The following is a 26,954-nucleotide window of genomic DNA, read 5'->3' as shown; positions in this document are numbered from 1 at the left end:
AGCAGCAGTTGGCGCTGATGAGCCAGAAGGCCCAGTTCTTTGAGGCCGTCGTCGATGTGCTGAAGAACGACTACGGCGTCTCCATCGTAAAAAAGCGACCCGGCAAGTCCTCTCGCAGCGGCAAGTCGAGAGGCTGACCATCGTCAGGGCTTGCCTGTTTCTGGGAATAAGCCGTCAGGCTTACTACAAGCGCAATCGGGTTGCCGACGAGCGCCATGCACAGGGGCAGCAGGTGGTGCGCTTCGTGCGTCAGGTACGGCTGCGACAACCGCGGGTCGGCACCCGCAAGCTGCATTATCTGCTCCAGGGTCAGGATGATGTGTGGCTCAAGGTCGGGCGGGACAGGCTGTTTCGGATATTGGCCGAGCATCGCCTGCTGGTGCCGCCCAGGCGAGCGTATCACAAGACCACCCACAGTTTTCACCGTTTCTACCGTCATCCCAACTTGCTCAAGGTGGGGCCGGAGCAGGTCACACCGGTAGCCCCGGAGCAAGTCTGGGTCGCCGACATCACCTATCTGCCAGCCAGGAGTGGGCCACTGTACCTGAGCCTGGTGACGGATGCTTACTCACGCAAGATAGTGGGCCATCACGTGCACGAAAGTATGCACGCCGAGTCGGTGGCGATGGCGTTTAAGAAAGCGCTGAAGCAACGGCGTAGCAGCGGGAAGCTTATCCATCACTCAGACCGCGGCGTGCAGTATTGCTCGGGGCTGTATCAGTCATTGCATGAACGGTACGGGGTGAGATGTTCGATGACCGATGGGTATGACTGCTACCAGAATGCGTTGGCGGAGCGGGTGAACGGGATTTTGAAAGGAGAGTTGTTGTTGCAAAGCCCACAGGACCTGGCGCAAGCGCGGGAGATGGTGCGTGAGGCGGTGGATATCTACAACGTGGAGCGGCCGCATCATGCGTTGAAATACAGAACCCCCGATGCAGTGCATCGGGGGTTCTGAGTGGAGAAATGCTAGCCGAAAATGTGTAAACCTATTTCAGGACTAGACAGCCCGTTTGACGGACTGCCCGGTTCGAACGTGATATGTGTACAGATCTCGTTATCACTGACATGCAGCAAACCCCCGGGCAATCTGATTGTCCGGGGGTTTTGTTTTTCCATGGCGGCCATTCGACCCTATATCGGTTCAGCTATTCGCCCAGCCTCTTCATTACTCTGATCGCATCGGGTGATCTGGTCGTCATGATTGCCAGAACCTTGTTCGTATGCGTCATCAGTGGATTACCTCAGCCTACTGCTCTAGCTCAGTGGGAAGGTCAGCCACAAGACGCTGTTACTTGCCTAACGGGGTTAAGTATCATTATGAGCAAGGCATTGCTTTAATTTTGGTTTTAAATACTGGGTGTGCAACTTTTGGTAGTGTTATATGCCAGCTGCGCAACTTGTTGCGCTCTTTTGGGGAGGATTTAGAACTGAGTTTTTATTAAGTATTTGTTTTTTATAAATAAAAATGTTTGGCATGGTCACTGCTAATGGTTTCGGTCGAGTGTCATTATCGTTCAACCAATCAGGAGCATACCCATGCCAACTCCATGTTATATCAGCATCGAAGGTAAAACCCAGGGCAACATCACCGCGAGTGCCTTCACCTCCGATTCCGTCGGCAACATCTTCGTGCAAGGTCACGAAGACGAGATGCTGGTACAAGAGTTCCAACACGTTGTGACCGTACCGACTGACCCGCAATCCGGTCAACCGGCTGGTCAGCGTGTCCACAAGCCGTTCAAATTCACCGTTGCCCTGAACAAGGCCGTACCGCTGATGTACAACGCCTTGGCCTCCGGTGAAATGCTGCCGAAAGTGACCCTGAAGTGGTATCGCACTTCCGTGGAAGGCAAGCAGGAGCACTTTTTCTCTACCGTGCTGACCGATGCCACCATCGTCGATATCGACTGCCAGATGCCCCACTGCCAGGACCCGGCGAAGTCTGACTTCACCCAGCTGATCCAGGTCTCTCTGGCCTATCGCAAGATTGACTGGGAACACACAGTTGCCGGTACCTCCGGCTCTGACGACTGGCGCGCACCCAGCGAAGCGTAAGTTGATACAAAGGGGCACTGCTTGCGGTGCCCTTTGCTATCTGCGCGATTGACGAGCATCCATTTGAGGATATCTCGCCGACTGTCTTCTACTCCCCCGTTCTGCACCACCCCGATTTTTTCTTGTACCCGTTTGCTCTTTGCGAGTGGGTACAAGAAAAAAACCGAATTCACGTCTTGTCGCACGCCGTCAAGGGCGTGCGGTAGCCATGGTGTCAGAAAAACCAGGGCGATGGCGGATCTCTCACACAGCTTGAAAAGCCCCCGAATGTACGGGGCTGTACCATATCTCAGAGGCGCTCACCGATGGCAGACAGCACAGGATTACAATTTACCGTCAAGGTAGGGGCGCTGCCCGAGAGCACTTTCGTGGTGGCCGAGTTTGCGCTGGAAGAGGCGCTGAACAGCCCGTTCCAGTTGCGGTTAGAATTGGCGAGCCCAGAGCCTGACGTCGACTTTGCCGATGTATTGGACCAGCCGTGTGAGCTCCTGGTCTGGTACAACGGCGAGTTGCAGCGGCGGGTGTGTGGTGTGGTCAGTGACTTTGCGCAAGGGGACAGCGGTTTTCGCCGTACCCGCTACCAGCTGCTGGTGCAGCCGGCGTTGTGGCGGCTTTCGCTGCGTCATAATTCCCGCATCTTCCAGGCGCAGAAACCCGATGAAATCCTCTCCATCCTGCTGCAAGAGCACGGCATTACCGATTACGCCTTTGCGCTGAAGAACGAGCATGCTCAGCGCGAATACTGCGTCCAGTATCGCGAGAGCGACCTCGATTTTGTCAACCGCCTTGCCGCCGAAGAGGGGGTCTTCTATTTCCATGAATTCGACGCGGGCAAACACCGCATCGTGTTTGCTGACGATGCGGCTGCGTTGACAGCCGGCCCCGAGCTCTTTTTCAATCTCGGCAACCGCTCGCTGGAACAAGGCCCTTATGTACGTCAGTTCCACTACCGCGAGGCGGTGCGCACCTCTGATGTAGAGCTCAAGGACTACAGCTTCAAGACGCCGGCCTACGGACTCTCCCACAAAAAGCAGGGCAGCGAGCTGGAGCACCAGCGCGATACCTATCAGCACTTTGATTTTCCCGGTCGCTACAAGCAGGACGGCAGCGGCAAGGCGTTTGCCCAGCACCGACTCGATGCGCTGCGCAATGACGCCGTGGCGGGCAGCGGCAAATCCAACAGTGCAGCATTGCTGCCGGGCCAATTTTTTTCGCTGACCGAGCACCCGAACGGCAGCCTCAATGCCGACTGGCAAATCGTGCGCATCAGCCACACCGGCTTGCAGCCACAGGCGCTGGAAGAGGAGGGGGGTAGCGGCCCGACCGTCTACCACAACGAGTTTGGGGTGGTCAAAGCTGCGACCACCTGGCGTGCCCGTATTGGCAGCCCACAAGCGCCGCACAAGCCCATGGTGGACGGTCCACAGATTGCCATCGTGGTGGGCCCCGAGGGGGAGGAGATTTACTGCGACGAACACGGTCGGGTGAAACTGCAATTCCCGTGGGACAGATATGGCAGCTCCAACGACCAGAGCTCCTGCTGGGTGCGTGTCAGTCAGGGCTGGGCGGGTGGCCAGTACGGCATGATGGCGATTCCGCGCATCGGCCATGAAGTTATCGTGAGTTTCCTGGAAGGGGACCCCGACCAGCCCATCGTGACCGGCCGCACCTTCCACGTCACCAACAGGCCGCCCTACGACTTGCCTGCCAACAAGACCCGTACCGTGCTGCGCACCGAGACCCACCAGGGCGAAGGGTTCAACGAACTGCGTTTTGAAGACCAGGCGGGGCAGGAAGAGATTTACATCCACGGTCAGAAAGACCTGAACGTGCTCATCGAAAATGATGCGGCCTGGCACATCAAGCATGATGAGCATAGGGATATCGACAATGAGCGGGTGACCCGGATCAAGGCCAACGACCATTTGAGCGTGGAAGGAGAAAAGCGGGACCAGGTCAAGGCGGACTATTCCCTCACAGTCGATGCATCCATGCATCAGAAGCTGGGGCAGAGCTGGCTCACCCAGGCAGGGCAGGAAGTGCACGTCAAGGCCGGCGCCAAAGTGGTATTGGAAGCGGGATCTGAGATCACCGTCAAGGTGGGCGGCTGTTTTATCAAGGTCGATGGTGGCGGCGTTACTCTGGTCGGCCCCACCATCAAGATGAACTCGGGTGGCAGTGCCGGTTCGGGGTCGGGATGGGCGGGTCAGATGCCCGGCTTGCCAGGCGGTGTTGAAGTGCCTGTGGCGCCACCGGCTACGATAACTGCGCTTGGTATTCAGAAAACCATAGAGTCCATGATGCCGATGGCAAAACCTTGCCCGCTAGCAGACCAAGGGGGTAGCTGATGGTATTGCAACAATGGCGCGAAGAAGGGTCGCTGTATGCCGTCATTGATGCGGCGGCAGACCCCTCCTTGATTGCGCATTTCTATGAGCTGGGCGGAAATGATGCCTACCCACTGTTTGCCGGGACAGACTTTTCAGCGCAAGCCGAACACGGTCCTTGGCTGCTACCTACTCCCTCGCTGGCTTTTGTTGAGGCACACCCCACACTCAGCGGCTTTTACTGCCGTAGTCGCGCCTCGAAAGAAGTAATGCAGCGTCACTGGCAGAGCCTGAACAGCGCCATTTATGACGGCGAGGCCGTGTGGTTTCGCTATGCCGATCATCGCATCTTGCTACCAATGCTCACCGCAATGACGCCCGGAGAGCGCGATGCACTGCTTGGCCCCTGCCAGCAGTTAATGATCGAAGGGCAGTGTGTCACGCAAAGCCAAGATTTCATCTGGGTACCAGCGAGTGAAATACCGTGGTTCCATATCCGGGAGCACCAGCTGGCCGGCCTGTATGACGAGTCCCGTCATGCCGACATACTGCGCCGCCATTTCTGGCAACGAATAGAGAAGGTGATGAGAGCCCACCCCAATCCTAAACCGGTGATCCTGTACACGTTGCAGCAAGCGAATCGAGATGGGTTGGTTGAGGATGTGCGCGAGGGTGTCATCGCTGGAGCCCTGGCGCTGCAAGCCGATTTTACGCTGGGCAGCATACGTGATCCCTTGATGCTCACCGACGATGAATTCATGCAAGTCGCCCATTGGCTCGGCAAACACACCGATTTGATAGGAACTCACTGATGTCTGTAAGTGCACATTGTTTACTCTGCGAGAAGTATGAACGGTGGATTGAGATTGATGTTCGTGATGAACAGAACCAATCGTTCAAGGGCCTCAAGGCCACGCTGAAAGATGAAACCGGCCAAGTGAAAACCGTCACCCTCAAGGATGGCCCCACCTTGGTGCAAGGCTTTGCCGTTGGTGAGGTTACCCTGACCATTGAGAACCAGCCTTGGCTTAAAGCGGCACAGAGCCGGGAAAAGCTAAAGGAGGGAGAAGCAAGCAAGGTTCCAACCTACACCGATAAATTTATTGGCCATAAGGATGTGAAACGTAAACACGTCAAGCTGACTACTGGGGATCTGTGCCAAACCGATCCAGAGCAGCCGTTGCCGGAAGGTCACAAGCGTGGCCAGGCGCAGCCAGCTCGTCTGCTCACTGACGAGTCCTACGTGATCGAGGTGAAAGGTTATCAGCTCAATATCTTGCGGATTGGCGTCTTCTTCGATGGTACCTCGAACAACACCTTTAACCATTTGATTGGCAAGGATGGAATAGAGACATTTTTGGAACAATGCGCTGCTCCTGAAGAACGAGAAGCACTGCGCAAACAGTGCGAGGCGGGGGATGTCCCTCTAAAGGTTGCAAGCCAAGCAAATGATGTTACCAATATTGGTAAGGCCCATGATTTATACATTCGCCGCAATAAAGGTGCTCTTAGTGTTGCGGTTTATATTGATGGCATCGGCACTGAGGATGGGGATGGTGACACCGGAGCTGGACAGGGTGCCGATACTGGGAGCACCTCAAGTCTGGCCAAAGTTGAGAAGGCCTGTAAAACCAAGATTGTCGAGGAACTCAAACTACAATTAGGCCCAACGCTCAATACCCTCGACTGTATTCACAAGATCAACTTTGATGTATTTGGTTTTAGCCGAGGTGCCTCGGCTGCTCGGCAATTTGTCAACATGCTCGATCAACAAGCAAACCATCTCTTGGCTGACGCTATCGGAAATGAGAGTACCATCAAGCTAAAAGCAGGCTTTGACTGGGCTAATCGTGAGGATTGCCGTATTAAATTTGTCGGCTTGTTCGATACCGTTTGTACTGCAATGTTCAATAAGCGAAACGTAACGTTAGCCCCCGACTGTGCCGAACGGGTAGTCCATCTCATTGCAGCCGATGAGTGGCGCTATTTCTTTGCCTTGACCCGGATCACTGATGATGTTGCTGGTAACCAGATTGCACCCAATTTTACTGAGGTGCTCATTCCAGGATCTCACTCTGATGTGGGTGGTGGTTACTACAGCCGATGGAGTTTGAGCAATCCCAATAGCGATCCCGCGATTACAGAGCAAGTCTCCATCAAGGTTTGTAGAAGTGAAGCATCTGCTATGACATATGACCCTAAAGATAGCAGCGCCTATCGACGAGCTAGGCAGTATGCCGAAGAGCAGGTGGTAAAGGGGTGGGGTAACGAGGTTGTTGACTTACCTAATGTGACGAGTGCTCCGGTGAGGAATAAGGTCAGCTTGCGAGTGAGGAGCAGCCGACATCCCAAGACAGATAAAATGAGTGTCGAGGTTGAAGTGCTGCTCAATCGCGTAGTCGAAGGTGAATACTCGCGCATTCCACTTCACATGATGGTCACAGCAGCTCAGGATGTTGGAGTGCCATTTATCACATGGAAACCAGATGAACGGGCGCTCATGTTGGAAAGTGGTGCACCTAAACTCCCTCGTACCGATCTGGCCAAACTTGATATGCTCTGGGTCAATGCCGCCAAAGAGCGGGGGGTGTCCAAGGATTTAACTAAGCAACTCGATGCAGAGGCCTACCGCCAACTGCGTTTTGAATATCTTCATCACAGCGCTGATACAGGATTGGTGAATAGGCCACATCACCACCGAGGCAAAGAAGCGCGTCATATTTACACTAACCAGGAGGGGGGATAATGAAATTCCGTTGGATCGGCTTGTCACTACTGGTTATGGCTCTACTTGGGTGCAGCAGCAAAGGTATAGCCAATAGCCAAAACACTATGGACTGGCGTTATATGGTGGGTACCAATGCGGATGAAATTTGGAGCAGCAAAGCCAATTTTTATCGAGATGGAAAACCTATTCATGGCTCATCAAATGGGGCGGTATCATCGGTTAGCAAGGAGTCATTGAGGGACAAAGACTACAGTTGGACCATCGGCAAGGGAAGGAGTGCTGAAAATCAACCGATACCCAATGAAGTACAAATAGAGTGGGTCTCGTACCATGATAAAAAGCGCTATGGTATTACCCTGAAACTACCTGTAGACATTGGCACTCAGATGGCCCAGCGTTACTTCATCTCAAATGGCAAAAAACGCGAAGAAACGCAGCGTAATGTCATTGCCGTAGGGATGGCTCCGGGCGGTTATGTCGAGGTGTTCCTTACACAATACAACGTCAAACCAGACATTCTGCTTGTTAGGGGTTTAGCCCATGAAGTAACCGATGATTATTATGACAAGCGAGTTCCCTTGAGCAAGCAATACGGGTTTGACGAGTTTTATCAAAAATATGGTGCAGCCTACCAACAGTACCCAATTCCAATGGGCATGGACTGGGTCCCTATCATGGACGCTTACCGCGCAGCACAGCCTAAGACGGATACCAACCCGGTCGATTAATTTGGATAGTGGTTTAAGAGGTATCAATGAAGCAGTACCAACACTGGTTGGCCCAGTATCTGACCTGCCATCGTGATAACGGCCATGTCATGGCTGCAGAATTGGCAGAGAGTATCGGTGCCTTCTGATAGGCAAGGCTAATAGTCAGGGACGGTGCGGCATCAGCTTTATGCCTATCAGGTGGTCACGTAGCATAACGGAGCTGCCAGTAATATGGCATCTACTCATCTTCAACTTCTATCAGCGTAGATTTTTCTCATGACATACCGTGCTTTATGGCTTGCACTGGCGAGCAGCTGGTTAACCGCTTGTACCACAACTACATCACTCACTGAGTCAGAGCTATCTCAAACAGCCCAGCAGGGCAATGGCAAAGCCCAGTATGAACTGGCCAAGCGTTTGGTGGCCAAGCCTGATTATCCCGAGGCGATGCGCTGGATGAAGCAGGCGGCTCAGCAATCGGGCCCCTTGGCGGCGGATAGCGATATTCGTGGTGAAGCGGCGTTGCAGGTGGGTCGCTGGTATCAGTCCGGCCTGGGTGAGCCGAAGAGCCCAACGTTGGCCAATGACTGGTGGCAACGTGCGGCCAAACTGGGTAATCGTGAGGCCAGTTATCAGCTGGGGATGGATTGCCAGCTCCACCATAAAGGCAAATTGGTCAGCGAGTGTCTCGACTGGTTCCAACAGGCGGCCAAACAGGATCATGCTCAAGCGCAACTGATCCTGGGGCAGTGGTATGCCAAGCAGTCCGGTGCCGATACAGAGGCCATCAAATGGCTGGAAAAAGCGGCCGAGCAGGGCAATCGTGACGCTCAGTACCAACTCGGGCTGCGTTACGAGCAGGGAAAGGGGGTAAACAAGCGCTCCGATATTGCCCAGCGCTGGTTTGAGAAGGCTGCCGCCCAGCAGCAACCGGACGCCTTGCTGGTGCTTGCTCGCCAGGCAAGTTCGGCAGAGGCATTTACTGCCTATCAGCGTGCTGCTAACGCGGGTTCTGCGCCTGCCCAGTTGTGGTTGGGATTGGCCTATCAGGCCGGCGATCGAGTAGCGCAGGATCTTGCGCTGGGCCGATATTGGCTGGAGCTGGCGGCTGGTCGTGGTTCCCATGAGGCTGAATATCAGTTGAGCTTGCTGCAGACCGATGTTGTTTCACGTGAGCATTGGTTGACGCTGGCGGCCCAGGGAGGGTTCAGTCAGGCACAAGTTGCATTGGCTGAGCTGCAACAAGAACGGGGGGAGTTGACCTCAGCCCGTCAGAGTTTTGCGCAGGCAGCCCAACAAGGCAATGTCGATGCCCGGTACGCTTATGCCGAGATGCTACGACTGGGGTTGGGCGGCAAGGAGGATTACAGTCAGGCACTGCAGCAGTATCGACTGGCAGCCAATGCCAATCACAGAAACGCGCAATATCGTATGGGGATAATGCGTGAGCAAGGGTGGGGAGCACCACGCAATAGATTGCATGCTTATGCGTGGTACTTGCTTGCTGCAACGGATGGTAATAGTGATGCAACCAAGGCTCGCGATGAGCTGGAAAAGGGGATGACAGAAAAAGAGAAGAGTACCGGTCAGAAACTGGCGCAGCACTGGTTTGTAACGCTTGCTCAAGTGAATAGGTTGGAGAGTTAGTTAACAATCATGTACAGGATCTTTAGCGGCAACCAATTGAAATAGATATAAAAAAGGCTTCGTTTGTGATCTGATTTTATCGCCAAACAAAATCAACACGCGCGAAGCCTATGACCATTATCAATGCTAATTACTATCTGGAGCAACTCCTGGCTCCCGCCGCACTCGAGCGCATTGCTCGGCTCTGCAAATTTTGTCTGCGTCAGCGCGCCATTACCCCTGCCATGCTCGTCCCTACACTGCTGCGGGCCATGGGAGGCGACCAGGTCAATGACATTACCGGTTTACACCGCCATTTCAATGCCTTGCAACTGGTGAACACCCATCAGGTTTCCTACAAACCATTTCACAATCAGCTGCGCAAAGAGAGCTTTGCCCTATTTATGAAAGCCCTGGTCGAAAGGGCCATCGCCTTGCGTATCGACCATCAACTCAAAGCGGCTTCCCTCGGCGCGTTCAAGCAGGTGTTACTGCACGATGGCACCTCCTTTGCGGTGCACCGGTGTCTGGCGGCTGACTTTCCTGGCCGGTTCAAGACCATCAGTCCGGCGGCTATCGAGTGCCATATGACCATGTCTTTGTCGGAGCAGAGCCCGCTGTGCATGAGTGTGTCTGCCGATACCGCAGGGGAGCGGCAATTTCTACCTGAAGCCCACAAGCTGGCCAACTGCCTGCTGCTGGCTGATGCAGGTTACATTGACAGGGCTTGGTTTGAACAAGTGAACGACGCTGGCGGATTTTATCTGGTGAGAGGAACGCAAAGCCTGAACCCCAAGATAATCCAAGCCTGGCGCGGTGATGGACGGGAAGTGCCCAAACTGGCGGGGCTGTCACTGAAAGAGGCCGGGCGGCGACGCTGTCGGGCCGAGGTACTGGATATGGTGGTGAAGTCCGGCCAGGTCGAGTACCGGTTGATCCGGCGCTGGTTTGCCGAGGAAAAGCGGTTCTGCTTGTGGATGACCAACCTGCCGCGAGCGGCATGGTCAGCAGAGCAGGTGATGAGCCTGTATCGCTGCCGTTGGCAGGTGGAGTTGTTATTTAAAGAGTGGAAATCGCACAACCGACTCAAGGGGTTTGTGACGGGGGAGAAAGCAATAGCCGAGGGATTGGTATGGACGAGCCTGCTGTCGCTGGTGATGAAAAGATGGGTCGCGCAGAGTGTGATGACAGGGAAGCTATCGATGCTGAAAGCGTCGAAGAACAGTGCGACGTGGTGGCTGCCGCTATTGGAAGCAGTGGCCCATAGGGCACTGACAGAAATAAGGGAAAGACTGGAATGGACTGCCGATTATTTGGCCAAGAACGCTTGCAGAACCAAGCAGAGAAAATCGATACAGAACAGGACCTTGGAAGGCGTTTTAAATGGACTCGCCGCTTAAGGTCCTGTACATGAGTTAACAATAAAAATAGATTTCTCATGATTTTATAATACATTTCTGCATAAACAAACAACGTATTCGGCATGGTTTAGGCCAACATTGTTTTCAACAAGTCAATGCTCATTAACCTCTATACTTTTCAATATGATGAAGTTTTTTGTTCGAAAAATAATCTCTTGTTACACAATTCCTGATTTTTGTGCGTCTGATTCTGTCGTCGATGTGCTAACTATACAGGGGTGGGATAATAAAATGGTTCTTTCGGCAAGTAGTAGAGGGTGTCTTGATTTACTTTTAAGCCTACTTAATAAAACAACTATCGATGTGAGTGGTTGAAAGTTTGAGTCTCTATGTAACCCATTGTTTTTTGGTTGTTATTCTATTATTTAAAATGTCTTTAATAAAGAGTTGATTGACTTTCTGTAATGCTCGCATATACCATGCGGCGAAAATGGCTCTTAAGCTAATATGACCTCTAACAAAGAGTAGAGGCATGATCGGGTTGTATAGATAACAAGATGCATACTGCGTTTTTGATTATTATAGCTTCGGCTTGACATGTATCAAAAGTGCATCGTCGGCTGACGAACCCTCCATCAGGTCTACCGATGGTACTGTCAACTGTCATTTCTTACAGTTGCTGGTAAGGGCGTTGGCTATAAGCTTTAGGGTCTTTGTTGACCCTTAACTTGGTATTTAGAGCATGGGAAAAGGAATTGATGGCGCCACTGTTGCGCCCAAAGAACGTATCAATATCAAATATGTACCGGCAACCGGTGGTCAGCAGGCGGAAATAGAGCTTCCGTTGACCATGATGGTCGTCGGCAATATGAAGGGACGTACTGAAGAAACGCCTATCGAGGAACGTCAAACCGTCTCCATCGACAAGAATAATTTCTCTTCTGTCATGAAAGAATCCGCACTGGAACTGAAGTTTTCCGTTCCCAATCGCCTGGAGGAGAACAGCCAGGACGAGATGCCGGTTTCGATCAAGATCCAGTCTCTGGAAGACTTCACACCTGACAGCGTGGCCCAGCAGGTACCCGAGCTGCGCAAGCTGCTGGAACTGCGTGAGGCCCTGGTTGCGCTGAAGGGACCGCTGGGAAATATTCCCTCCTTCCGCAATCGTTTGCAGGATCTGCTGTCCAGTGATGAGGCTCGTGAGCAACTGCTCAAGGAGCTGGATTTGATTAAGCCTGCCGAGTGATCGGTTGGTTGGATTGATTGACGAGAAAGGAAAAAACATGTCTTTGGTCGAAGAACAGGTTCAAGCGGGGGCGAGTGTAGCCTCCTCGTCCTTGCTGGACGAAATCATGGCACAGGCACGTATCAGCCCGGTCGATGAGGGTTACAGTGTTGCCAAACAAGGCGTCGCCGCCCTGATTGCCAACATTTTGGACAACGGAACCAGCGCGGAGCCGGTCAACAAGGCGCTGGTAGACAGCATGATTGTCGAACTCGACAAGAAGCTGAGCAAACAGATGGACGTCATCCTGCACGCCAAAGAATTGCAGGAGATGGAATCTTCCTGGCGTTCACTCAAGTTGCTGGTGGATCGCACCGATTTTCGTGAAAACATCAAGATCCAGGTGCTGCATGCGACCAAGGAAGAGTTGCTGGAAGATTTCGAATTCTCCCCCGAGATCACCCAGTCCGGCCTCTACAAGCACGTATATTCCACTGGTTATGGCCAGTTCGGTGGCCAGCCCGTCGGTGCCGTGATCGGTGACTATGCCTTTACCCACAGCTCACCCGACATCAAGTTGATGCAGTATGTCAGTGCAGTGGGGGCCATGGCCCACGCTCCTTTTATCTCCTCTGTCGCACCGGCCTTCTTTGGGGTCGACAGCTTTACCGACCTGCCGTCCATCAAGGATCTCAAGTCGGTGTTCGAAGGGCCGTCGTACACCAAGTGGCGTTCGCTGCGTGAATCGGAAGATGCCCGCTATCTGGGGCTGACCGCACCGCGTTTCCTGGCCCGTCTGCCCTATGATCCGACCGAGAATCCCATCAAGGGCTTCAACTATCAGGAAGACATCAGTTCGGATCACGACCACTACCTGTGGGGCAATACGGCGTATCTGATGGGTACCTCCCTGACCGACAGCTTTGCCAAGTATCGTTGGTGCCCGAATATTATCGGTCCGCAGAGCGGTGGTGCTATCCACGATCTGCCGGTACATGTCTACGAGGCCATGGGGCAGCTGCAGGCCAAGATACCGACCGAGGTACTGATCACCGACCGTCGCGAATATGAGCTGTCAGAAGAGGGCTTTATCACCCTGACCATGCGTAAAGACAGCGACAATGCAGCCTTCTTCTCCGCCAACTCGGTGCAAAAACCCAAGGTGTTCCCCAATACCAAGGAAGGGAAAGAGGCTGAGACCAACTACAAGCTGGGTACCCAGCTGCCCTACATGTTCATCATCAACCGCCTGGCGCACTACATCAAAGTGCTGCAACGCGAGCAGATCGGCTCCTGGAAGGAGCGTCAGGATCTGGAGCGTGAACTGAACGGCTGGATCAAGCAGTACGTCGCCGATCAGGAGAATCCGCCGGCAGACGTTCGGAGCCGTCGCCCATTGCGTGCCGCCCAGATCAAGGTGCTGGACGTGGAAGGGGAGCCGGGTTGGTACCAGGTTGCCATGGCTGTGCGTCCGCACTTCAAGTACATGGGAGCCAGCTTCGAGTTGTCTCTGGTAGGTCGACTGGACAAGGAATAATGCCCGATGCCGTATCTCTCTTCCTGGGATAGAGGAAATGCGGCCAGTCTGTTTGATCGTATCCGGGGGGAGGGGCTGAGCTCTTCCCCCCGCACGGAGTCTGAGGAACTGATCGCATCTGTCAAACGGCAGCTTGACCAGATCCTCAATACCCGTCCCGGAAATTGCCGCAGCGCGCCCGATCTGGGTGTCATTGATCTAAATGACGCCACTCAGGGCAGTGCGGATATAAAGGGGCGGATCCGTGAGGCGATCCGGCAGTGCATCCGTCGTTATGAACCTCGGATCATTCATGTGGATGTACGGTCACCCGACTATCAGGCGAGTCCGCTTGAGATGTCGTTTCAGGTGACGGCCCACGTGAGGCTGGAGCATATCGAGCAGGTCACCTCGTTCAACGTCCATATGGACAGTCACCGTCACTACCGCATGGTCTGATCAATGTCGCTGGAACATTACTTCAGGGATGAATTGGCTTTTTTGCGCCTGCAAGGGCGTGAATTTGCCGATACCTATCCCGAGCTCACCCGTTTCCTGTCGGAGCAAAATACCGATCCGGATGTGGAGCGCCTGCTGGAAGGCTTCGCGTTTCTCACCGGCAATCTGCGCGCCAAGATCGAGGATGAGTTTCCCGAGCTGACCCATGGTCTGCTCAATATGCTCTGGCCCAACTATCTGCGCCCCGTACCCAGCATGACCATAATGCAGTTTTCGGTTATTCCGGGGGCCATCGCTCAACCGGCGCTGGTCAAGCAGGGGTGTCAGCTCGACAGCCTGCCCATCGACGAGGTGACCTGTCACTTTCAGACCTGTCACGATGCCTGGGTTTATCCGGCAGATATCCGCCATATCTCGGCGCAAAGTGGTAACGATCTCTCCACCATCTCGCTGGATATTGCCCTGCATGCTCCCTTGCCGCTCTGCGAGTTGCAGCTGGACAAGCTGCGTTTCTTCCTCGGTGGCGACAGCTATACCGCCTATGAGCTCTACTTCTGGCTCGCCAACCAGCTCTCCCATATCGAGCTGGAGATCGATGGCAAGCGCTTTCGCCAGGAAGCCAAGGCCCTGAAATCGGTCGGTTTCGAGCGCGACGACGCGCTCCTGCCTTATCCGAACAATGTCTATTCCGGCTACCGGATCTTGCAGGAGTATTTCTGCTTCCCGGAAAGCTTCCTCTTCTTTGAACTCAGCGGCGGCGACTGGCCGAAACAACCCTTGCCGGTGAGCGAATTCAAGCTCCATTTCTGTTTCGACAGGCCCTTGCCTGCGGAGCTCAAGATCCGGCCCGACTCCTTCATGCTCAACTGTGTGCCGGCCATCAACCTGTTCCAGCACGACAGTGAGCCGGTCAACCTCAATGGCCGTCAGGCTGAATATCCTCTCAAGGCGAGTTATCGCCATGCGGACAGTTTCGAAATCTTCTCGGTGGATCAGGTCGAGGGCTGGGTGGAAGGCAACCTGGGTCGCTCCCGCGGTACGCCGCGTATCTACCAGCCGTTTGAAAGTTTTCAGCACCAGATCGAACGGGCCAAGCACAGGTTGGCACTCTATTACCGGGTGCGGGTCAAAGAGTCGGTCAGTGGCGATGGCTTCGAGCACAACCTCTCGTTTGTACGCGGGGATGAGACCACCACGGTCGAGCTGGACGAATCCATTTCGGTCACGCTGACGTGCACCAACCGCTCTCGAGCTGCCCGTCTCAAGGCTGGCAGTATTTGTGTGCCCACCGGCAGCTCGCCTTCCTTTGCCACCTTTCGCAACCTGATCCGGCCGACCCGGCCGCTGCGTCCGGCGCTGGATGGCAGTCTGCACTGGACCCTCATCTCCAATCTGTCGCTCAACTATGTCTCTCTGCTGCGTCGGGATGCCCTGGTACAAGTGCTGCGCACCTATGACTTCCCCGCACTCCATGACAAGCAGGCTGAACAGGCATCGCGCAAGCGACTGGCGGGGATCGAGGAGATCGAGACCAAACCGGTGGACAGGCTGGTGCGCGGCATGCCGGTGCGGGGGCTCAAGTCGGTACTCTCCATTCGCCAGTCCGCCTTTGGCAGCGAAGGGGAGCTCTATCTCTTCAGTACCGTGCTGGCTCACTTTTTCTCCCTGTATGCCAGCGTCAATGCCTTCCACCTGCTGGAGGTGGTCAATCTCGACAACAAGGAGCGCTATCAATGGCCAGTCCAGATCGGTCAGCACTCCCTGATGTGACCGCCACCAGGGACGCGCCCCGTTTCAATTTCTTCCAGCTGGTTGAACTGCTCAACCGGCTGGACGGTGCCGATCAGGAGCGCGGCCTCGACCATTTGCCGAGTGCCGAAAATATCCGCTTCAAGGCGACCGCGTCTCTGGGTTTTCCCACCAGCGATGTATTGCAGGTGGGTCGCGATGGCAAGGGGCGCCATGAGCTTGAGGTGGCGTTTCTCGGCTTGCACGGCAGCCAGTCACCCATGCCAGGTTATTACTTGGATTCGTTGGCGTGGGAGTACGCGCAAGGGGAGCAGAAGCTCGGGTTGTTTCTGGACTTCTTTCACCACCGCCTGCTGACGCTGCTGCACAGGATCTGGCGCAAGTATCGCTATCACGTGCGCTTTCAGGACAACGGCGAGGATGGTTTCTCCCGCCTGATGTTTGCCCTGGTGGGGCTGGGCAATGAGGCCGTCTGCCAGAGCCTGCCGGTCAATCGCGCCAAGATGCTCTCTTATGCAGGCATGTTGGCCAGCCCCAGCCGCTCGCCCGAGGTGGTGGCCGGTCTGGTGGCGCACTGTTTCGATCTGGCGGATGTGGAAGTGAGTGCCTGGCAATGGCGCAAGGTGCCCATCCATCAGGATCAGCAAAACCGGCTGGGCGGTGCTTGCGCCACTTTGGGCGGCGACTTCGTCATCGGTGACAAGGTGAACGATTGTGCGGGCAAGTTTTTATTGAAGATCAACAACCTGAGTTTTGGCCAGTTTCTCGGTTTTCTCCCGAACGGGGAACACTTCCATGCGCTGGTGACCTTTGTCTCCTTCATCCTGCGCGACCAATTGGCCTGGGATCTGCGACTCGGCTTTGGCCAGGAGCAGGCCAGGGGGTTGCGATTGGGGGAAGAGCAGAGCGCGCGCCTGGGGTGGAGTACCTTTCTCGGCCAACCGCCGAGCGACCCGTTTGTGACTATCTGTGTACAGGAATAAACGCAGAAAATTCGGTGTAGGAATCAGTGCAGGAGTGAATGTGGACGATTTTAATCAGCAACTTTCCCTGGTGGTGCTCAACAGCGAACAGCTCGATGGCAGCCAGCAGGTGCAGTACCGCTTCGACGAGATGGGGGGCACTCTGGGTGCCTCAGAGCAGGATGATTGGCAACTGCGTGACAGGTTGGGCTCGGTCATGCCAGCCCACGCCCGGATCGAGTTGAACGATGGCCGTTTCTGCCTGTGCGATCTGAGCGGTCAGACCTACATCAATGGCGCGACCTCGCCCATAGGGCGGGCCCGCAAGGTACACCTTGAGCAGGGTGACGAACTGATCGTCGGTCCGTTCCGGATGCGCGCCTATCTGGGGGCCATCTCCCCCGAGCAGAGCCTGCACCAGGTGCTGGGCAACCGGCCCTCTGAGCAGCTCGATGAGTGGCTTGCCGGGGAGGAGACCGGTCAAGCCATGGAGGATCCACGCGCCCTCGCTGTCGACCCCTTGCTGGCACTGCAACATGAACGCTCGGTGCTGACCCCGCTGGTGGATCCCCGCCAGCCGTCACCACTGCGTTCACAACCGGATATGGATGCCGTATCCCTCGCCCCTTTTTCTGCTGTCGAGAACACCATGAACCAAGAATTTCTGGATATGCCCACCATAGAGAATCACCCCGATTACCACCCTCCGCTGGAGGGGGTGGACCACGTGGCGCTGACCCCCTTGATGCGCGGCCTGGGTCAGTCCCTGCAGTTGCAGGATACCCAGCAGGCTCACGACATGCTCGAAGAGATGGGCAAAACGGTGCGCGCCATGGTGGAAGGACTGCTGCAGTTGCAAACCGATCAGGCGGCGCTGGCAGACAAGCACCTGCGTCCCATCGAAGACAACCCGCTGCGCCTTGGCCTCGACTATGACGAGACCCTGGCGGTGATGTTTGCCGAGCAGAAGAGTCCGGTGCACCTGACGGCGCCTGCGGCCGTGGCCGAGAGCCTGCGTAATGTGCGCATTCATCATGTGGCGAACCAGCAGGCCATTGGCGCGGCGCTGGACAGCATATTGCAAGCCTTTTCGCCAGAGGCACTGATTGGCCGTTTCGAGCACTACCGCCGTACCGGCGCCCCCGGTGTGGCCGACGAAGGCTGGGCCTGGAACATGTACCAGCACTACTACCGCGAGCTCACTTCTGCCCGTCAGCAGGGGTTCGACAAGCTGTTCCATCAGGTCTATGCCCAGGCATACGACCAGGCCGTGCGTCAGCAACAGGGACTGATTTGATGATACGTGCGCTGATGCTGGGGGCCTGTCTGCTGGCCCTGGCAGGCTGTACCACCATGGGCAAGATGGCCGATGTGGCCATGGACCCGGATATCCAGGTGGGCAGCAATGATGAACAAGCCACCACCCTGGGGCTGAGCCTGCTGGCCGAGCGGGATGTCAATCCCAACGAGAGCGGGGAGGCGGCACCCATCGAGTTCCAGGTGGTGTTGCTGGCCGAAGACTCCAAGCTGCTTGCCACTGATTACGACCAGGTGACCGAGGATGTGGAGAAGGCCCTTGGCAAGAACTACCTGGATCATCAGGACTACACACTGCTGCCGGGCCAGTTCAAGTATCTGCCGCCCATCAAGCTCGATGAGAAGACCCGCTACATCGGCGTGATTGCCCGTTATGCCGATCCTGACAGCGCCGAGTGGCGCAAGGTCATCAAGGTGAAGAGCATGGGGCGAGCCTATCAAATCCTGGTTCATCTGCGTCTGGATGAAGTAGAACTGCAAAAAGAAGAAGAATAACCATGTCGAGTCGAAATCGGGTTATCTGGCGTGAGGGGCTCTTCATCAAGCCCCAGCACTTCCAGCAACAACAAAGACATTCAGAGTATGCGCTGCACGCTCGCCTGAGCGCGCTCTCCGACTATTTCTATGGCTTGCAGTCGCTGGCCATCAACGAGGACTACCTGGGGTTTGGCCGTATCGCCCTGGTAGGTGCCACCGGCATACTGCCCGATGGCACCGTCTTCAATATTCCCAATGACGATGTGCTGCCGGCGCCCCTGGAAATTACCGACGCCTCGGTCGCCAACCAGAAGGTTTACCTGGCATTGCCGCTCTCGGTGAACGGGGTCAACGAAGTCAATCAGGGCGGTCAGGTCGCGACCCGCTTGCAGGCCCATCGCCACGATGTGCGCGATCTGCACAGCGAAGGGGGAGATGTTGTCTCCCTGGAAGTGGGGCGAGTCAGCCTGCGGCTGATGCTGGAGCGCGAAGATCGCAGCGCCTACGCCTCGCTCGCCATCGCTCGCATTCTGGACAAGCGTCCGGACGGTGGTCTGGTGCTGGATCCCAACTTCATGCCCTGCAGCATCAGCGTCTCTGCCATCCCGACCCTCAAGCGCTTCCTCGGCGAGTCGGCTGGTCTCGTGGCCGAGCGGGCTCGCAGCCTCTCCCAGCGTATCGCCGCGCCGGGTCAGCAGGGGGTCGCCGATGTGGCCGAGTTCATGATGTTGCAACTGCTCAACCGCGCTCAGCCCCAGCTTTCCCATCTGGCGTGTCTTGGCACCCTGCATCCGGAACGGTTGCACGAGGCCCTGGTGCAGATCTGTGGCGAGCTGATGACCTTCACCGATGAGTCCCGTCTGCCGCCCGAGTTTCCTGCCTATCGTCACGACGATCAGCAGGTGAGTTTCGAGCCTGTGATGCTGGCCCTGCGTCAGGCGCTCAGTACAGTGCTGTCGCCGCGGGCTGTCTCCATCCAGCTGCGCAAGCACCAGTACGGCGTCATGGTGGCCATGGTCAACGAGAGCGAGCTGATGCAAAGCGCCGACTTCGTGCTGGCGGTGCGTGCCCGCATGCCCCAGGAGCAGCTGCGCAAGCAACTGCTGCAGCAGACCAAGGTTGCCTCCAGCGACAAGATCCGCGAGCTCATCAGCCTGCAGCTGCCCGGCATTCCGTTGTTGCCGCTGCCGGTAGCGCCGCGCCAGCTGCCCTATCACGCCGGTTACAGCTACTTCCAGCTCGATCGGCAAAGCCCGGCCTGGCAGATGCTGGCGGTCAGCAACACGCTCGCCTTCCACATTGCCGGTGATTTCCCCGAGCTCGACATGCAGCTCTGGGCCATTCGCAGCCAGTGATCGCATCAAGGAAACAAGCAGAGATGACCACGGACATTATCAAGAACGAGCAACTCAGCGATCTGCTGTTCGATCATGCCGAGCAGCTGGACATGGACTCGGACTACTGGTTCCGCCTGCGCGGCCAGAGCATCAACCCCATGATAGATGCGGTAACCCCCTTGCTGGGGCTGGTGCAGCGGGTGCGCCTGCTGTCGCGCTACGACCGGGTGCCGGAGCTCTATCAGCGGGTGGTGACCGAGATCCAGGCCATAGAGCAGGAGCTGATGGCCCAGGGCTACGAGAACGGTGTGGTGTTGTCGTTTCGCTACATCCTCTGCACCTTCATCGACGAGGCCGTAATGGGTCGCGACTGGGGTAGCCAGAGCGAATGGTCGGAACACTCCTTGCTGACGCGCTTTCACAACGAGACCTGGGGCGGGGAGAAGGTATTCGTGCTGCTCGCCCGTCTGCAGGAAGATCCGGTGCGTTATCGCGATATCCTGGAGTTCATCTATCTGTGCCTGTGTCTCGGTTTCGAGGGGCGCTACAAGGTGATGAGCAAGGGGCGGGACGAGTTCGAGCGCATCGTCAAACAGTTGCATAAGCAGCTGGCCCCCGAGACAAGCGGTGAAGCCCCCAGCGTCTTTCACCTCGACCTCGGTCGTCAGGCTTCCCGTTACAGACTGCGCAAGCAGATTTCCCTGCGCAGCCTGTTCATGGGGGGCGCGCTGATCCTGGCCATTATCTTTGGCCTCTATCATCACCAACTCAATAACCAGACCCAGGACGTACTGCGTCAACTGGGCGAATTATTAAAATAATTATTCTGAGGAGAGCACGCCTTGATTCGTATAGAGCTACCCGTACTGGTGGAAAGACTCAACCCCATCTGTCGTCACATGTTGGAGGAGGCTGCGGCCCTCTGCGTCAACCATCAGGGGGCGGAGATCCGCATCGAGCACCTGCTGCTCAAGATGCTGGATACCCCCTTGTCTGATGTACGCCAGATCCTCAAGCGGGCCGATGTCGGGGTCGACGAGCTCAAAACCCTGCTCCAGCCTGCCGGTGCAGACAGTGGTTATGCCCAGGGTTACCCCTCCTTCTCGCCGCTCCTGGTGGAGTGGCTGCAAGACAGCTGGCTGCTCGCCTCTGCCGAGTTGCAACATGGCCAACTGCGCAGCGGCGTCATGCTGTTGGTGCTGCTGATGACACCCCAGCGTTACCTGCCAGGGTCGGTGACACGTTTGCTTGCCAACATCAATCGCGAGTTGCTGCGCCAGCAGTTCGACGAGTGGGTGAAAGAGTCTGCCGAGACACAAGTGACCGTCTCTGCCAGTGGCCACCCAGCCCAGGCTGCCCTGCCAGCTGATGCCAGCCTGCTGGCCCGCTTTACCATCAACGTGACCGAGCAGGCACGCCAGGGCAGCCTGGATCCCGTGCTTTGCCGGGATCACGAGATCGATCTGATGATCGACATCCTGTCGCGGCGTCGCAAGAACAACCCCATAGTCGTGGGGGAGGCCGGGGTGGGCAAGAGCGCCCTGATCGAGGGTCTGGCCCTGCGCATCGTGGCGGATCAGGTGCCTGAAAAATTGCGTGAAGTAGAGTTGATGACGCTCGACCTTGGTGCCATGCAGGCCGGTGCGTCGGTCAAGGGAGAGTTCGAGAAGCGCTTCAAGGGGGTAATGCAGGAGGTCAAGGAGGCGGTGCGTCCTGTCATCCTCTTTATCGATGAGGCCCACACCCTGATCGGTGCCGGCAATCAGGCCGGTGGGCTGGATGTCTCCAACCTGATCAAGCCGGCGCTGGCCCGGGGCGAGCTGCGCACCATAGCCGCCACCACCTGGGGCGAGTACAAGAAATACGTGGAAAAAGACGCAGCCCTCTCGCGCCGCTTCCAGCTGGTGAAGGTGGGCGAGCCCAATGCCGATGAGGCTACCGTGATCCTGCGCGGCCTGCGCACCATCTACGAAAAGGCCCATGGTGTGCTGATCGACGAAGAAGCGCTGCAAGCCGCCGCCCAGCTCTCTGCCCGTTACATCTCCGGTCGTCAGTTGCCGGACAAGGCGATCGACGTGCTCGACACCGCCTGTGCCCGGGTGGCCATCAACTTGACAACGCCGCCGCGCGCAGTCAGTCATTTGCAAAACGCGTTACGCCAGCGTGAGCTGGAGATCCGCCAGCTGGAGCGCCAGAGCCTGATCGGGCTGGGTGACAACACAGAGCGACTGGCCGAGTTGCAGTCTGCCCAGCAGACCAGCCGTGATGCCCTGCGCGAGCAGGAAGCCAAGTGGCAACAACAACAAGGGCTGGTACATCAGATCGTTGAACTGCGCGCCGCCCTGCTCGCCGATCAGCAGGATGAGATGCTGACCAGAGAGGCGCTGGATCTCGCTGATGCGCCTCTCGATCCGCAAGCGGCCGCTGAGCAGCTTGCCGGGCTTGAGCTCGAGCTGGCCGAGCTGCAACAGGGTGAGGTGCTGGTCTCCGCCCATGTCGACAAGACTCAGGTCGCCGCGGTGATCGCCGAGTGGACCGGAGTGCCCCTCAATCGCATCTCGCAAGGGGAACTGGACGTGGTGACCCGGCTGCCGGAGTACTTGGGCGAGCTTATCAAGGGGCAGGATGTGGCGGTAGCCCATCTGCACAAACACCTGCTCACGGCCCGCGCCGACTTGCGCCGCCCGGGCCGTCCGCTGGGTGCCTTCCTGCTGGTGGGACCGAGCGGGGTCGGCAAGACCGAAACCGTGCTGCAGATTGCCGAGCTGATGTTTGGCGGTCGCCAGTATCTGACCACCATCAACATGTCCGAGTACCAGGAAAAACACACAGTATCCCGCCTCATTGGTTCGCCCCCCGGCTATGTCGGCTTTGGCGAAGGGGGCGTGCTGACCGAAGCCATTCGTCAGAAGCCCTATTCGGTGGTGCTGCTGGACGAGGTGGAGAAGGCCCATCCTGACGTGCTCAACCTCTTCTATCAGGCGTTCGACAAGGGCGAGCTGGCCGACGGGGAAGGGCGCATCATCGACTGCAAGAACGTGGTCTTCTTCCTCACCTCCAACCTCGGCTTCCAGACCATAGTCGATTACGCCGAGCAGCCCGACGAGCTGCTCAATGCGCTGTATCCGGAGCTCGCCGCCTTCTTCAAGCCGGCCTTGCTGGCGCGGATGGAGGTGATCCCCTACCTGCCGCTGGGTCACGACACCCTGGTGCAGATCGTGGGCGGCAAACTCAACCGACTGGTCAAGCTGCTCAAGGAGCGTTTCGGTGCCGAGGTGGTGCTGGAGGACGAGGTGGCTGAGGAGATATTGCGCCGCGCCAATCGCAGCGAGAACGGGGCCCGCATGCTGGAATCCGTCATCGACGGTGCCCTGCTGCCGCCAGTCTCCCTGCAACTGCTGCAGCGTCTCTCGGCCGGTGAGCCCATCAAGCGGGTGCGTTTCTCTGTGAGCGAGCGCCAGTTCGTGGCCGAGGTGGAGGGCTGAACATGGAACAAGCCCTCGCATTTGCCCTCGCCTTGACGCAGCAGCGTGATGAGCAGCACCTGTGTCACTGGTGGACCTCGACCCTCAATGCCAGCTTTCAGCCCAAGGGGATACTGCTGGGCATGCTGGATGTGAGCGGGCGCCAGCTCGAATGCAGCGGCTGGGTCAAGGGGCAGGCGGTGTCGCTGGCGCTGGCGGTGGATGATTTTTCCCATCCGCTCGCCTATGTGCTGCACAAGGCCCAGTCCCGCACCTGGGACTCCCTGCACGGCGGCGCCCGCATCGAGCATGCAGCGTTTCGTACCTTGCTTGCCAATCTGGGCCAGCAGTGCGGCCTGCATGCCTTTCCCCTCAATGATGGCAACGGCAAGCCGTTCGCCGTGCTGGCCATGATGGACAGCGGTGAGGTGCTGCAAGAGTGGGCGGCCCGCCCTGAGCTTGCCCAGTTGTCACAGGTGTTCTGCAACCAGCTCACCCTTATCCGTGATCTGGGGCTTAGCCGCCGGGATCAGAGCGTGCTGCGCGACTCCTTGCGCCAGATGAAGGGGGAGGGAGAGCGCCAGCGCCAGTATGAGAAGCTGCTGGGCGATCAATTGATCGGCCAGTCGGCGGTGATCCGCGGGCTGCGCGAGCAGATAAGCCTGGCGGGCCGGCACAAGCTGACCGTGCTCATTCAGGGGGAGACAGGCAGCGGCAAGGAGGTGGTCGCCCGGCTGGTGCACCAGTGCTCGGATCGCGCCGCCAAGCCGTTCGTGGCCATCAACTGCGCCGCCATTCCGGAGAACCTCATCGAGAGCGAGCTGTTCGGTTACCAGAAGGGGGCCTTCTCCGGCGCGCTGTCCAACAAGACAGGGCTGGTGGCCCAGGCCAACGGCGGCACCCTGTTTCTGGATGAAGTCGGCGACATGCCCGCCGCCATGCAGGCCAAGCTGCTGCGGGTGCTTGAGACTCGCAGCTATCGGCCGCTCGGGGCAGAGCAGGAGTGCCACTCCGATTTTCGCCTCATCGCCGCAACCCATCAGCCGCTCACCCGGCATGTGGAGGAGGGGCAGTTCCGGGCCGATCTCTATCACCGCCTCTGCCAGTGTCTGCTGCTCATCGCCCCCCTGCGGGAGCACATGGATGACATCCCCCTGCTGTGCCAGCACTTCATGGCCCAGTTTGCCGCCCAGGATGGCAAGACCCTGGCGGGGCTGCAGCGCAAGTTCTTGAAGCAGCTGCAAAGTTATGACTTTCCCGGCAACGTGCGCGAGCTGCGCAATCTGCTGGAGGTCGCCTGCGCCCACACCCGTCACGGGGAAGAGGTGGTACTGGAGGCGCTGCCCCCCGAGCTGCGCGAGCGAGTCTGCGTCGAGTTGCCCGGGTCGCTGGATGATTACAACCACATCCGGGATCTGCGCCGGGCCATGCAGCAGTACGAGGCTTCCGTCATCGAGGCGCGTCTGCGTTACTTCCAGGGCAATCGCATGCTGGTGGCCGAGAGTTTGAATATTCCCAAGCGCACCCTGGATCACAAGTGCCAGAAACTGGAGGTGAACTGATGAGCGCCCTTGGCCTTTTGCCCCTGTTGCTGGCGACCGGCAGCGCATTACCCCCACAAGACATGGCCAGTTTCCAGGCGTGTCGCCGCGAGCCATCGCCGCTGATCCGGCTGGCCTGCTATGACGCCATCGGCAATGGCCTCACCCAGACGAGCGAGGGCGGAGCCTCCAAGTCTGCCGCCTGGCAGGCCATCTGGACACAAGAGCAGGCCCGCACGCCAGAGAGTGCTCCCTTCCTGCTGCAAAGCGATGCGGGGCGTGGTAGCGAAACCCTCACTCGCCCAGCCTTGCGGGGGGCGACCCTGGCCATAGGCTGTGTCGACAGCATTACCCATATCCGGTTAAGGCTCGATGCCCCCTGGGTTGGTGAGCGGGTACAGATTGAACTGGATGGCCAGCCCAGCCGCAACGCCCAGAGCTGGTTTATCCGGGATCAGGGCCTGCTGCTGGAATATGGCCGTGGCTTGCCTGCCATCGAGGAGCTCAAGCGCTGGATAGGTCATCGCGAGCTGCAGGTGAAGGCCGACAACGGTGCCTTGCTCCGGGTCGATCTCAGCGGCCTGAAAGAGGCGCTGCAGCCCCTGCGCCAACAGTGTCGTTGGTAGGGGGCGCCATGAGCTATCAACACCCTTGGTGTGCCCGCTTGCTCACCAGTTTGCCGGAAGAGCAGATAAAAGGTGCCGTGCTGGCCGACGAGCCGCGCTGGGATTACGTGGAGACTGAGCTGGTCAAGCTGGGCTCTCTGGCCCACAGCCAGGTGGATCTCAATGCGGTGGCCGAAGCCTGCCTTGGCTTGCTGGAGAGTCGTACCAAGGACATGCGGGTGCTGGCCCAGCTGCTGCGCTGCCTGCAACATCCGGCCAAAGCGACCCCTCTGGGGGCTGCGCTCAGTTTGCTGGAGTCCTGGATCCGGGCCTACTGGCTGCAAGCCTGGCCCGGTAATACCAGCCAGAAACAGCGGCTGATGGTACAGATCGTCAAACGCTTTGAAGGGGCCTTGCCGCGAGTGAGCGAGAGCGCCTCGCCGGCTGAACTGGCCCAGCTGCTGGCCCAGGCCGAGCAGCTGGAGGCTTGCTGGCTGGCCCAGTGCCCGGACAAGGGCGAGCTGCTCGATCCCTTGTTGATGGGGCTGAAACGGGCCCAGCGCCAGCAGGTTGCACAGGCCCAGGCAGATGCAGGTGGCCAACCTTCAAGCAGCACTGTTGCTGCCACCGCCAGCGCGAGCGGCATGTCGGGAACCATGGTGCTCAGTGGCAGCAGCAAGGGCTCCGGAGTCGAGATTGACAGCTCCAACGATCGTGCCTGGCGCCAGACCCAGCTCAAGGTGGCCGAGTTGCTTATCGAGCGCCAGCCGGAAGCGGCGGTGGGCTATCGTCTGCGTCGCCACGCCATCTGGGCCGGGATCACCACGCCACCCATGACGGCTCAGGGCAATAAAACCCAGCTGGCCCCCATGTCGGTGGACATGGTGGATGAGTACCGCGCCGCTCTGGCCACACTGGAGCGGTCCGCGCCGGATCTGGCGCTCTGGCAGCGGATCGAACAGAGCCTGACCCTGGCGCCCTACTGGTTCGAGGGGCATCGGCTCTCGGCCGAAGTGGCCCATAAGCTGGGGTTTGGCACCGTTGCCCAGGCCATCATGCAGGAGCTGGATGGTTTCTTGCAGCGTCTGCCGGCGCTGCGGGATCTCACCTTCAGCGATGGCAGTCCCTTCCTGTCACCCGAGTGCAGCCGCTGGTTGCAGCCCGCCAAGGTGGGTGGTGCAGGTGGGGACGGGGAGTCCAGTCTGGCCGAAGAGGTTGCCCTGCGTCATGGGGAGCTGGGGGTGGCTGCGGCCCTCACCCTGCTCGATGAAAGGATGGCGCAGTTGAAAGAGCCAAGAGCCCGCTTCCATGCCCAGTTGGTGCAGGCGGAGCTGTTGGCGCAGGAAGGCATGAGTTCGCTGGCTAGCCAGCACTATCAACACTTGTGGCAAGAGGCAAGTCGCCTGGGATTGGCGCAATGGGAGCCTGGGCTGGTCAGTCGCCTGGAAAGCCATGCGGCCCCGTTGTCGAAATAAGTGCCGAAATGAGTCAT

20 protein-coding genes and 1 pseudogene are annotated in these 26,954 nt (G+C 57.5%); all 21 read left to right on the top strand.

The window, feature by feature from the left end; translation table 11 throughout:
- Positions 1-958, top strand: a pseudogene (locus tag GWQ27_RS15250) (IS3 family transposase); the annotation flags it as partial.
- Between the two features lie 581 nt (positions 959-1,539).
- Positions 1,540-2,058, top strand: coding sequence for a type VI secretion system effector Hcp1 (gene hcp1, locus GWQ27_RS15245; RefSeq protein ID WP_021140316.1), 519 nt, complete (start codon positions 1,540-1,542; stop codon positions 2,056-2,058).
- A gap of 305 nt (positions 2,059-2,363) precedes the next feature.
- Positions 2,364-4,406 carry a type VI secretion system tip protein TssI/VgrG gene (tssI, locus tag GWQ27_RS15240; protein WP_275907697.1) on the top strand — a complete coding sequence of 681 codons (2,043 nt, stop codon included), beginning with the start codon at positions 2,364-2,366 and terminating at the stop codon, positions 4,404-4,406.
- Positions 4,406-5,197, top strand: a complete 792-nt coding sequence (locus GWQ27_RS15235) for a DUF4123 domain-containing protein (protein ID WP_275907696.1) — start codon at positions 4,406-4,408, stop codon at positions 5,195-5,197. Before tssI ends, GWQ27_RS15235 begins: the two co-directional genes overlap by 1 nt.
- Complete coding sequence (locus GWQ27_RS15230) at positions 5,197-7,131, top strand: DUF2235 domain-containing protein (RefSeq protein WP_275907695.1); 1,935 nt, start codon at positions 5,197-5,199, stop codon at positions 7,129-7,131. Before GWQ27_RS15235 ends, GWQ27_RS15230 begins: the two co-directional genes overlap by 1 nt.
- Entirely contained in the window at positions 7,131-7,841 is a 711-nt protein-coding gene (locus GWQ27_RS15225) for a DUF2931 family protein (RefSeq protein WP_275907694.1), read from the top strand. Before GWQ27_RS15230 ends, GWQ27_RS15225 begins: the two co-directional genes overlap by 1 nt.
- A gap of 258 nt (positions 7,842-8,099) precedes the next feature.
- On the top strand, positions 8,100-9,470 hold the full coding sequence (locus tag GWQ27_RS15220; RefSeq protein WP_275907693.1) for a tetratricopeptide repeat protein: 1,371 nt from the start codon (positions 8,100-8,102) through the stop codon (positions 9,468-9,470).
- Between the two features lie 110 nt (positions 9,471-9,580).
- On the top strand, positions 9,581-10,849 hold the full coding sequence (locus tag GWQ27_RS15215) for an IS4 family transposase (protein WP_275907692.1): 1,269 nt from the start codon (positions 9,581-9,583) through the stop codon (positions 10,847-10,849).
- Between the two features lie 703 nt (positions 10,850-11,552).
- Positions 11,553-12,056: a type VI secretion system contractile sheath small subunit gene (tssB, locus tag GWQ27_RS15210; protein WP_005310687.1), complete on the top strand. Its 504-nt coding sequence runs from the start codon at positions 11,553-11,555 to the stop codon at positions 12,054-12,056.
- 37 nt (positions 12,057-12,093) lie between these two features.
- Positions 12,094-13,572: a type VI secretion system contractile sheath large subunit gene (gene tssC / locus GWQ27_RS15205; RefSeq protein ID WP_059112433.1), complete on the top strand. Its 1,479-nt coding sequence runs from the start codon at positions 12,094-12,096 to the stop codon at positions 13,570-13,572.
- Between the two features lie 6 nt (positions 13,573-13,578).
- The gene (gene tssE, locus GWQ27_RS15200; protein ID WP_275907691.1) at positions 13,579-14,010 is read left to right on the top strand and encodes a type VI secretion system baseplate subunit TssE; all 432 of its coding nucleotides are present in this window, start codon (positions 13,579-13,581) and stop codon (positions 14,008-14,010) included.
- Between the two features lie 3 nt (positions 14,011-14,013).
- Positions 14,014-15,780 carry a type VI secretion system baseplate subunit TssF gene (gene tssF / locus GWQ27_RS15195; RefSeq protein ID WP_005310691.1) on the top strand — a complete coding sequence of 589 codons (1,767 nt, stop codon included), beginning with the start codon at positions 14,014-14,016 and terminating at the stop codon, positions 15,778-15,780.
- The gene (tssG, locus tag GWQ27_RS15190) at positions 15,744-16,742 is read left to right on the top strand and encodes a type VI secretion system baseplate subunit TssG (RefSeq protein WP_275907690.1); all 999 of its coding nucleotides are present in this window, start codon (positions 15,744-15,746) and stop codon (positions 16,740-16,742) included. The genes tssF and tssG overlap by 37 nt, the downstream gene beginning before the upstream one ends.
- Positions 16,743-16,782: 40 nt before the next feature.
- On the top strand, positions 16,783-18,018 hold the full coding sequence (tagH, locus tag GWQ27_RS15185) for a type VI secretion system-associated FHA domain protein TagH (RefSeq protein WP_275907689.1): 1,236 nt from the start codon (positions 16,783-16,785) through the stop codon (positions 18,016-18,018).
- A complete protein-coding gene (gene tssJ / locus GWQ27_RS15180) occupies positions 18,018-18,533 on the top strand; it encodes a type VI secretion system lipoprotein TssJ (RefSeq protein WP_005310697.1) in 516 nt (171 codons plus the stop codon). The genes tagH and tssJ overlap by 1 nt, the downstream gene beginning before the upstream one ends.
- Before the next feature lie 2 nt (positions 18,534-18,535).
- On the top strand, positions 18,536-19,870 hold the full coding sequence (tssK, locus tag GWQ27_RS15175; protein WP_275907688.1) for a type VI secretion system baseplate subunit TssK: 1,335 nt from the start codon (positions 18,536-18,538) through the stop codon (positions 19,868-19,870).
- 23 nt (positions 19,871-19,893) lie between these two features.
- Positions 19,894-20,673 carry a type IVB secretion system protein IcmH/DotU gene (icmH, locus tag GWQ27_RS15170; protein ID WP_181455262.1) on the top strand — a complete coding sequence of 260 codons (780 nt, stop codon included), beginning with the start codon at positions 19,894-19,896 and terminating at the stop codon, positions 20,671-20,673.
- Positions 20,674-20,694: 21 nt separating this feature from the next.
- Positions 20,695-23,337 carry a type VI secretion system ATPase TssH gene (gene tssH / locus GWQ27_RS15165; protein ID WP_275907687.1) on the top strand — a complete coding sequence of 881 codons (2,643 nt, stop codon included), beginning with the start codon at positions 20,695-20,697 and terminating at the stop codon, positions 23,335-23,337.
- 2 nt (positions 23,338-23,339) lie between these two features.
- Positions 23,340-24,878, top strand: coding sequence for a sigma-54 dependent transcriptional regulator (locus GWQ27_RS15160; protein ID WP_275907686.1), 1,539 nt, complete (start codon positions 23,340-23,342; stop codon positions 24,876-24,878).
- A complete protein-coding gene (gene vasI / locus GWQ27_RS15155; RefSeq protein ID WP_159166145.1) occupies positions 24,878-25,483 on the top strand; it encodes a type VI secretion system-associated protein VasI in 606 nt (201 codons plus the stop codon). Before GWQ27_RS15160 ends, vasI begins: the two co-directional genes overlap by 1 nt.
- Before the next feature lie 8 nt (positions 25,484-25,491).
- Positions 25,492-26,937, top strand: coding sequence for a type VI secretion system protein TssA (tssA, locus tag GWQ27_RS15150; protein ID WP_275907685.1), 1,446 nt, complete (start codon positions 25,492-25,494; stop codon positions 26,935-26,937).
- Positions 26,938-26,954 lie beyond the last annotated feature (17 nt).

It is taken from the genome of Aeromonas sp. 5HA1, assembly GCF_029237245.1.
In the GTDB taxonomy this organism is placed as follows: Bacteria; Pseudomonadota; Gammaproteobacteria; order Enterobacterales; family Aeromonadaceae; genus Aeromonas; species Aeromonas salmonicida.
This window is presented reverse-complemented; position numbering and strand designations above follow the sequence as displayed.

Coding starts and splice junctions, on each gene's coding strand:
- hcp1 (WP_021140316.1), top strand. CDS start 1,540: ATGCCAACTCCATGTTATATCAGCATCGAAGGTAAAACCCAGGGCAAC.
- tssI (WP_275907697.1), top strand. CDS start 2,364: ATGGCAGACAGCACAGGATTACAATTTACCGTCAAGGTAGGGGCGCTG.
- GWQ27_RS15235 (WP_275907696.1), top strand. CDS start 4,406: ATGGTATTGCAACAATGGCGCGAAGAAGGGTCGCTGTATGCCGTCATT.
- GWQ27_RS15230 (WP_275907695.1), top strand. CDS start 5,197: ATGTCTGTAAGTGCACATTGTTTACTCTGCGAGAAGTATGAACGGTGG.
- GWQ27_RS15225 (WP_275907694.1), top strand. CDS start 7,131: ATGAAATTCCGTTGGATCGGCTTGTCACTACTGGTTATGGCTCTACTT.
- GWQ27_RS15220 (WP_275907693.1), top strand. CDS start 8,100: ATGACATACCGTGCTTTATGGCTTGCACTGGCGAGCAGCTGGTTAACC.
- GWQ27_RS15215 (WP_275907692.1), top strand. CDS start 9,581: ATGACCATTATCAATGCTAATTACTATCTGGAGCAACTCCTGGCTCCC.
- tssB (WP_005310687.1), top strand. CDS start 11,553: ATGGGAAAAGGAATTGATGGCGCCACTGTTGCGCCCAAAGAACGTATC.
- tssC (WP_059112433.1), top strand. CDS start 12,094: ATGTCTTTGGTCGAAGAACAGGTTCAAGCGGGGGCGAGTGTAGCCTCC.
- tssE (WP_275907691.1), top strand. CDS start 13,579: ATGCCGTATCTCTCTTCCTGGGATAGAGGAAATGCGGCCAGTCTGTTT.
- tssF (WP_005310691.1), top strand. CDS start 14,014: ATGTCGCTGGAACATTACTTCAGGGATGAATTGGCTTTTTTGCGCCTG.
- tssG (WP_275907690.1), top strand. CDS start 15,744: ATGGCCAGTCCAGATCGGTCAGCACTCCCTGATGTGACCGCCACCAGG.
- tssJ (WP_005310697.1), top strand. CDS start 18,018: ATGATACGTGCGCTGATGCTGGGGGCCTGTCTGCTGGCCCTGGCAGGC.
- tssK (WP_275907688.1), top strand. CDS start 18,536: ATGTCGAGTCGAAATCGGGTTATCTGGCGTGAGGGGCTCTTCATCAAG.
- icmH (WP_181455262.1), top strand. CDS start 19,894: ATGACCACGGACATTATCAAGAACGAGCAACTCAGCGATCTGCTGTTC.
- GWQ27_RS15160 (WP_275907686.1), top strand. CDS start 23,340: ATGGAACAAGCCCTCGCATTTGCCCTCGCCTTGACGCAGCAGCGTGAT.
- vasI (WP_159166145.1), top strand. CDS start 24,878: ATGAGCGCCCTTGGCCTTTTGCCCCTGTTGCTGGCGACCGGCAGCGCA.
- tssA (WP_275907685.1), top strand. CDS start 25,492: ATGAGCTATCAACACCCTTGGTGTGCCCGCTTGCTCACCAGTTTGCCG.